Source organism: Kitasatospora sp. NPDC057198 (genome assembly GCF_042670125.1).
In the GTDB taxonomy this organism is placed as follows: domain Bacteria; phylum Actinomycetota; class Actinomycetes; order Streptomycetales; family Streptomycetaceae; genus Kitasatospora.
The window spans coordinates 1-7,506 of record NZ_JBHUWH010000387.1; the positions used below are offsets into that span (position 1 = coordinate 1).

Annotated in this window: 7 protein-coding genes; 1 reads left to right on the top strand and 6 read right to left on the bottom strand. The window is 75.0% G+C overall.

The window, feature by feature from the left end; translation table 11 throughout:
• Window positions 1-101 precede the first annotated feature (101 nt).
• The 6 genes from ACFUEL_RS30860 to ACFUEL_RS30885 form a co-directional block, all read right to left on the bottom strand.
• Window positions 102-545: a hypothetical protein gene (locus ACFUEL_RS30860; RefSeq protein ID WP_380240083.1), complete on the bottom strand. Its 444-nt coding sequence runs from the start codon at window positions 543-545 to the stop codon at window positions 102-104.
• 40 nt (window positions 546-585) lie between these two features.
• Window positions 586-1,176 (bottom strand): hypothetical protein, encoded by a 591-nt coding sequence (locus ACFUEL_RS30865; protein ID WP_380240084.1) that lies wholly within the window; start codon window positions 1,174-1,176, stop codon window positions 586-588.
• 258 nt (window positions 1,177-1,434) lie between these two features.
• Entirely contained in the window at window positions 1,435-2,199 is a 765-nt protein-coding gene (locus ACFUEL_RS30870) for a hypothetical protein (RefSeq protein ID WP_380240085.1), read from the bottom strand.
• Between the two features lie 139 nt (window positions 2,200-2,338).
• Window positions 2,339-3,085: a hypothetical protein gene (locus tag ACFUEL_RS30875; RefSeq protein WP_380240086.1), complete on the bottom strand. Its 747-nt coding sequence runs from the start codon at window positions 3,083-3,085 to the stop codon at window positions 2,339-2,341.
• 339 nt (window positions 3,086-3,424) lie between these two features.
• On the bottom strand, window positions 3,425-4,825 hold the full coding sequence (locus ACFUEL_RS30880; RefSeq protein ID WP_380240089.1) for a family 2B encapsulin nanocompartment shell protein: 1,401 nt from the start codon (window positions 4,823-4,825) through the stop codon (window positions 3,425-3,427).
• A gap of 449 nt (window positions 4,826-5,274) precedes the next feature.
• Window positions 5,275-6,156, bottom strand: a complete 882-nt coding sequence (locus tag ACFUEL_RS30885) for a patatin-like phospholipase family protein (protein WP_380240087.1) — start codon at window positions 6,154-6,156, stop codon at window positions 5,275-5,277.
• A gap of 221 nt (window positions 6,157-6,377) precedes the next feature.
• Here ACFUEL_RS30885 and ACFUEL_RS30890 point away from each other — a divergent pair, with 221 nt between their 5' ends.
• Complete coding sequence (locus ACFUEL_RS30890) at window positions 6,378-7,445, top strand: 1-acyl-sn-glycerol-3-phosphate acyltransferase (RefSeq protein ID WP_380240088.1); 1,068 nt, start codon at window positions 6,378-6,380, stop codon at window positions 7,443-7,445.
• Window positions 7,446-7,506 lie beyond the last annotated feature (61 nt).

Consider the following 7,506-nt stretch of genomic DNA (forward strand, 5'->3'; position numbering starts at 1 on the left):
GGGGGCCGTCGGGTTCCCGGGCCGCCGGAAGGCGACTGCCGAAGGCGCGCCGAGCGGTCGGCCACCGGCCGGGAAGCGGTCGGCCACCGGCCGGAAAGCGGTCAGCGGACCGGCCGGAAGACCGGTGCCACCTCGCCCAGCATGCCGCGCAGCACGGCCGCGCCCTTCGCCGTCCGGGCGTCCGGGCTCCCGGCCAGCTCCTCGACCAGCAGCGACACCCGGCCGTGGTCCTCCTCGAACACGCCGAGCACCTCGCGGACGGCGTCGTCGACGTACTGCTCGTGCTGGACGTCGAGGCCGGCCAGGGCGTCCGCGAGGATCGCGAGCGCCGCCCGGTCGCCGCGCCGCAGCAGGGCCCGGGCGGTCTCCAGGGTCACGTAGGTGTCCCGCGGGTCGGCCAGCAGGGCGGCCAGCTCCCGGGCCGCCGCCGGGAGTTCGGCGAACGGGGCGAGCGCCCGGCCGGCGTCGGCGCGGTCCTGGTGGTCGGCGCTGCCGGCCAGAGCGGTGAGCGCGCCCACGCAGGCTTCCCGTACCTCGGTGTCCATGTGGTCCGTCCTGCTCGGTGTCCGGTCTCGGCCGCGGGGTTCACGGCAGGGCCACACCGTACTCGGCGAGGCCCGCGCGGAGGTGTTCGCGGTCGGTGCGGGCGAGGTGGCCGCCGGTGAAGTCGTCCGTGGTGAGTTCGGCGACGCAGCCGGGCGGCGGGACGAACGTTTCTTCATCCTCGGGGTTCTCGAACTCGGCCTCGGCCAGCACCAGTCCGAGCAGCGGGCCCTCGAAGACGTCCACCCCGAGCGGGGGGACGCCGAGCCGGGTCCTGGTCAGCTCGGGGCCGGGCAGGGCCGCCAGCAGGCGGGCGTACTCCTGCTCGGAGAGGTGCAGGTCGGCCGGTGCGTCCGGGCAGGCGGGCTGCTCCCGGGTGAGCCGGTAGCTGCACTCGCCGGTGTCGAGCCGCTCGACCCGGCGCAGCCGCAGCCGGGTGCCGTCCACGTACCGGTCGGTGATCCGGCGGGCGGCGGTGACGCTGCCGGGGGCGGGCACCCGGGCGAGCAGGAAGCGGCGCCCCCGCCCGGCCCGGTCGGGCCCGTCCTCCGCCGGATGCGGTGCGTGCGGTGCGTGTGGTGCGTGCGGTGCGGTGGCGCTCCGGCGGGCGCCGTCCCCCGTGTGTTCCCCCATGTCGTGCTTCCCCCTCGTGCTCTCCCCCGTCGTGCCCGCGCCGCCACCGCCCGGGGCGGCGGCCCGCGCGGGCTCCCCGTCAGCCGCCCGCACCCGGGCCCCCGTCGGCACGGCGGGCGGCTGCCACCAGAGTAGTGCGCGAACTGCTTCGGTACGGTGCTCGGGACCGAATGTTCCTCATGTCCGCTCGGTTCCGTTCACCGAGCGGACAGTTGGCGCACCGATCCGGTCACCGATCGACGGACGACCAGTCACCGGTCAGCCGCCGAGGAAGGGGAACAGGTTGAGGAACGGCTCGGTGGTGACCGACATGCCGCGCCCGAAGGGGTCGTCGAAGTCCCAGATCAGGAACAGCAGGAACCCGAACAGCGCGCTGAAGGTGCCCGCCAGGACGAGTTCGCGCGGCGAGCGGCGGATCTGCAGGGCGAACAGCATGCCGATGGTGATCACCGCGCCGACGCCGAGGCCGAACCAGACCACGCCCGGCATGGTCGGACCGACGTTGCCGCCACGGGAGTTGCGGGCCTCGTCGGCGGCGGCGATCTTGTCCGTCATCGCCTGGTACGCCTGCGCCTCGATGTCGTTCTGCGGCGCCCGCGCGGCGACGTCGGTGCGCAGCTTGGCGAGCAGGTCGGTGCCCTCGGGGCTGATCTCCCCCTCGCTGCGCATGTAGTGCCACTCGGTGTTCACCACGAACGAGACGTACGCCTCGACGTCCTTGTCGACCACGGCGCGGTAATCGGCGGGGAAGACCTCGGCGCGGGCGCTGACCTCGTGCAGCGCCTGGGCCTCGCGCTGCACGTCGTCCTGCGCGGCGGAGCGGGACTCCCAGACGCCCGCGATGGCCAGGCCGAGCACGATCGCGTAGACCACGCCGATCATCATGGTGATGTACTCGATGACGTCGGGTGTCTCCGAGGTGTCCTCGTGCTCGTCGGCCCTGCGGCTCCTCACCAGCACGACCGCGACGACGACCAGGCACGCCCCGGCCATCGCGAGGGCTAGTGCCAGCCATTCGGACATGACGGGTCCTCTCCTGAACTGTCCATGGGATGAAGTGGGTTGTCGGTTTCCCGCAGGCGCGGCCCGCCCCGCGGCGGGGCCGGGAACGGCTACGGCTACGGCTACGGCTACGGCTACGGCTACGGCTACGGCTACGGGATCAGGAACGGCCGCGCCGTCCGGCGCTTCCGGACCTCCCGCGCGGGCGCAGCGCGGCGGCGGCCAGCACGGCGGGGACGGTGACCACCAGCATCCGGGTGGTGGTCGGGGTGGTGTGGCGCTTGGGGGCCTCGGCGCGCACCGGGGGCGGCGGCAGGTGGACGGTCGCGGTGGGCGCGGGCCGGGTGGGTGCGGGGCTCGGGCCGGGCGTCGTCGGCGCGGGGCTGGGGGCCGCCGCGGGCGGTGGCACCGCGCCGGGGGTGGGCCGGGCTGGGGTGGGCGCGGGTTTCGCGGGCACCGGGGCCGGGGGTGCGGGCACCGGGGTCGGCGTGGGCTTCGGCTTCGGCACCGGGGTGGGTGTCGGCGTCGGCTTCGGGGTGGGGCTGGGGGTCGGCGTCGGCTTCGGCGTGGGGGTGGGCTTCGGGGTCGGGGTGGGCGTCGGCTTCGGGTCGCAGTGGTGCTGGTGCCCGTACCCGTGGCCGTTGCCGTGGCTGTCGTGGCCCCTGCCCGGTCTGCCGTCGCCCCCGGCCCCGTCCTGCGGGTGGAGCGGGACGTCGACCCCGCTGCCCGCGTCCACCTCGATGTGCACGCCGGGGGCGTCGACCGAGGTGTGCACCTTGACGCAGATGTCGAGCCGGTGGTCGCCGGCGGCGCGTGCGGCGGACGCAGCCTGGGTGGCGCCGGTGAGCACCGCGCAGACCACGGCGACGCCCGCCAGGGCGGTCGCGGTGCGGGCGCCGCGCCCCACCCGTGAGGGCCGGGCCGGGCCCGGTAAGGCCGGGGCCCCCGTTCTGCCGTCCGCCGACGGGCGGTGGTTGCGCTGCATGGGCGTGGTCCGACCTTCCGGTGGCCGTGGGTGGTCGACGGGTTGGTGCGCGCCCCGCTTCGGGTACGGCCGAGGTGGCCGGAGCGCACTCGAGGGCGCGTCGGAGGATCGGGCCGTTCCACCCGCAGTGCCGTGGGCGAGCTGCAGAAACGGATCGGCATGATCAATCCGACGCACCCTCAACGTGGTGCGCCGCCGTTTGGTTACGGCCGGCGGCGGGCCGTTGTCGCGCGGTGTCGGTCAGGAGCCGGCGGCCGCCGGTCAGCGGTGCGCGATCTCCACGTTCTCCAGCACGCCGAGCGCGTCCGGCACCAGGATGGCCGCCGAGTAGTACGCGGTGACCAGGTAGTTGATCACGGCCTTGTCGTCGATGCCCATGAAGCGGACCGACAGGCTGGGCTGGTACTCGTCCGGGATGCCGGTCTGGTGCAGGCCGATGACGCCCTGGTTGTCCTCGCCGGTGCGCATCACCAGGATGGAGCTGGTGTTCTCCGGGGTGATCGGGATCTTGCTGCAGGGCAGGATCGGGACGCCGCGCCAGGCCGGGACCTTGTGGCCCTGCATGTCGACGGTGTCGGGGTACAGGCCGCGGGCGTTGAACTCCCGGCCGAGCGCGGCGATCGCCTTCGGGTGGGCGAGGAAGAACTCGGAGTCGCGGCGGCGGCTGAGCAGTTCGTCCAGGTCGTCGGGGGTGGCCGGGCCGGAGTGGGTCTGGATGCGCTGGTTGAAGGCGCAGTTGGCCAGCAGACCGAACTCGCGGTTGTTGATCAGCTCGTACTCCTGGCGCTCGCGCAGCGCCTCCACGGTGAGCTTGAGCTGCTGCTCGATCTGGTTCATCGGCTGGTTGTACAGGTCCGCGACGCGGGAGTGGACGCGGAGCACGGTCTGCGCGATGGAGAGCTCGTACTCGCGCGGCTTGAGCTCGTAGTCGACGAACGCGGTGGGCAGCTGGTGCTCGCCCTCGTGGCCGGCCGACATGGCGATCTCGGCCTCGCCGAGCTCGTTCTGGCGCTGCAGCGGCAGGCTGGCGAAGTCCCGGATGTGGCCCTGGAGGCTCTCGGACTGGGCGAGCACGGCCTCGAAGTCGGCCCGGCTGAGGGTCAGCAGGGTGCCGGCGGTCTTGGCGGTGGCGGTGTAGTCCCAGGTGGCGTCGGCGTCCAGCAGGGCGTTCTCGCCGAAGCGGTCGCCGTCGCCGAGGACGCCCACCACGGCGTCGTCGCCGTACTTGCCGGTGGAGACCTGGTTGATCTTGCCGTGCGCGACCAGGTGGATCTTGTCGGACGCGGTGCCGCGCTCGACCAGCACCTCGCCGGCCCGGAAGTCGCGCTGCTGGCAGCGGGCGGCCAGGGCGCCGAGCACCTCGTCGTCCTCGTAGCCGCGCAGCAGGGCGAGTTCGCCGAGCTCGCGGGGGATGACCCGGACGTCGCCACCGGTCTGGATGAATTCGATCCGGCCGTCGCCGACCGTGTAGGTCAGTCGGCGGTTGACCCGGTAGGTGCCGCCGGAGGTCTGCGTCCACGGGAGCATCCGCAGCAGCCAGCGGGAGGTGATCTCCTGCATCTGCGGCGCGGACTTGGTCGTGGTGGCCAGGTTGCGGGCCGCGGCGGTGGTGAGGCTGCTCTGCTGGCGCTGCGCCTGCTGAGTCTCCGGGCTGCTGTCCACGGACCTCGGGCCGGGCTCTCCTTCGTCTCGCACGGATCTGACGGTCCGTCAGATCCGTGAGCGTATGGGGGTGTTGCCGGGGTGGCGGTGGGGCAATGGGTAAAGGAAGCCAAAAGCGTCGGCGGGGGGCCGGGAGGCGCTGGCCTCCGCACTCACCCGCTGCCTCCGGAACACTAGATCGTTCCGGCCCGCGGATCGCCCGCGCGGCCCCGTGTGCACCCGATTAGGTGAACCTCGGCCCATGGAGGATTGGCGGCGCTGACGCCGTGTCAGACGGCGTCGCGGCCGCCGGACCGGTGGTGGCCTGGGCCGCTGCCGCCCCGGGGGCCGGGCGTGCCAACGCCCCCGGCGGGCGGGGGCGTTCGGGAGCGCGGGAGGGGCGCGCGTCGGCGGGGTGTCCACCACCGTCCGCCGGGCGCACGCAGGGCCGCCGCGGGGTGGTGCGGCGATCAGCCGGCCGCCTCCTGCCGGGTGCGCCGCAGGCCCTCCAGGAATGCGGAGGCGGCGTCGTAGCCGAGCGCGATCCGGCGCCGGACGGTCTCCAGTTCGGCACGACCGGAGGGGACCGGTCCGCGTCCGGCCCGCACCAGTTCGTCCTCGCCACTGGGCAGCACGTGCACGGTGACGCCGGGCCGGTGCCGGGCGATCTCCGCCTCCACGGCCGCCCGCCGGCTCACCTCGAAGGCGACGTGCGCGAGCTGCCAGGGCATCCGGGGCACCCGCAGCCCCTCGCCGGTCTGCCGGATCCGCAGCGCGTACACCGTGGTCGCCCCCAGCGAGGCGGCCAGGCCGACCGGCAGCGAGTCGATCAGGCCGCCGTCCAGGTAGTGCTCGCCGTCGATCTCCACCGGCGGGAACAGCCCGGGGACGCAGCAGGACGCCAGCAGCGCCGGGATCAGCGCCCCCTGGTCGAAGTAGTGCGCCGCGGCCCGCTCGATCGAGGACGCCGGGCAGGCGAACGGGAGCTTGAGGTCCTCGATCCGGGTGTGCGGCGCGAAGTGGTTGAGCAGCATCCGGTGCGCGGCGTCCTCCGAGGTCAGCCCGGCCCGCACGTGGCGGACGTTGGACAGGAACGCCCGCAGGGACGGCTTCATCACCCGCATGCTGATGAACTCCATCCACAGCTCGGTCAGTTCGCCGACCACCGAGACCGTGGGGTTCTTCGCCAGGATGGCGCCCTGCACCGAGCCGATCGAGGTGCCGACCACGATGTCGGGGGTGATCCCGGCCTCCAGCAGGGCCCGGACCATGCCGACCTGGTTGCCGCCGCGCTCGCCGCCCCCGCCGAGCACGAACGCGACCTTGCCCTGCCCGTCCGTCAGACCGTCCATCGCTGCGCCGCCTGTCTCCGGGGCGTCCCCGGGTCCGTCCTCCGCGCGGGCCCGACGGGCCCGCAAGGCTCATCGTCCGATCCGGTTTCCGACCGCCGCAACCGCTCCCACCTGCGTCTTCGCCCGTCCGCAGCACCCGGTGGCGGACACTGGCCCCGATCGGTCCAGCGCAGTGGATCTTCGGCTGGCCGGGGGCCCGGCGGCGTGAGAGAGCTGGAGCCATGCACAGGACTCCGCCCTCCCCGGGGCCCTCCCGGGCTGCCCGGCCGGGCGCCGCCGCGCTCGCCTCGGCCCGGGACGCCGCCGCGCTCGGCGCCCTGACGGCGTTTCTGCTCCTCCTCGTCCCGCTGCTGCTCCCGCTCGGCCTGCTCCGGCCGCTGCTGCCCGCCCGGGCGGCGAGCGCCGCCCGGCTCCCGCTGGTCTGGGCCGCCTACCTGGCCGGGTTCTCGCTGACCGCGCTGGCCGGTTCGCTGCGGCTGCGGGCCCGCCGCGCCGGGCCGGACGCCTGGCGGCTGCTCACCGTCCGGGCCGGGCGCCGCTTCCGGCTGCTGGCCGGGCGCTGGTCCGGCCTGCGCTTCCAGGTCGAGGCGCCCGATCCGCTGCCCGACCCCGGGCGGCCGGTGGTGGTGCTGGCCCGGCACGCGGGCATCCTGAACACCCAACTGGCGATCACCGCGGTCACCGCCGTGCTCGGCCGCCGCCCGCGCGGCATCGCCAAGCGCTGCGTCGCCCTGGAGCCCGGCCTGCGGGCGCTGCTGCGCGGACTGCCGCTGGCCCTGTTCCGCTGGGACCGGGCCGGGCGGGCCGCCGCGCTGGCCGAACTCGCCGCGCAGGGGCGGTCGCTGGGCCCGGACGAGGCGCTGTGGCTGTACCCCGAGGGCACCAACTACAGCGCGGCCCGGCGTGCCGGGTCGATCGCCAAGCTGCGCGCCGGGGGGCGGGACGCGCTGGCCGACCGGGCCGAGGCGATGCCGCACGTGCTGCCGCCGCACCTGCCGGGCGCGCTGGCGGCGCTGACCGCCGCCGGGCCGTCCGCCCTGGTGCTGGTCTGCGGGCACACCGGCCCCGAGCGGCTGCTCCCCTGGATGCTCGGCCCCGGCTACGCGCACGGCCCGGACGACCGGGTCCGGTTGCGCTGGTGGAGCTTCGGCGCCGAGCAGGTCCCGACCGCCGACGCGGACGCCTTCGCCGACTGGCTGTACGACCGCTGGGAGCAGCTGGACCGCTGGATCGCCGAGCCGGCCGCGCGCCCCTCCCGGCACCGCACCGGGGACCTCGACCCGGCCTGAGCGCCCCGTCCGGGCCGGACGCCCCGCGCGGGCCGGGCGCCCCGTCCGGGCCGGACGCCCC

Bases quoted from the DNA above. Each gene is read 5' to 3' on its own strand.
- ACFUEL_RS30860 (WP_380240083.1), bottom strand. From the start codon at position 545: ATGGACACCGAGGTACGGGAAGCCTGCGTGGGCGCGCTCACCGCTCTG.
- ACFUEL_RS30865 (WP_380240084.1), bottom strand. From the start codon at position 1,176: ATGGGGGAACACACGGGGGACGGCGCCCGCCGGAGCGCCACCGCACCG.
- ACFUEL_RS30870 (WP_380240085.1), bottom strand. From the start codon at position 2,199: ATGTCCGAATGGCTGGCACTAGCCCTCGCGATGGCCGGGGCGTGCCTG.
- ACFUEL_RS30885 (WP_380240087.1), bottom strand. From the start codon at position 6,156: ATGGACGGTCTGACGGACGGGCAGGGCAAGGTCGCGTTCGTGCTCGGC.
- ACFUEL_RS30890 (WP_380240088.1), top strand. From the start codon at position 6,378: ATGCACAGGACTCCGCCCTCCCCGGGGCCCTCCCGGGCTGCCCGGCCG.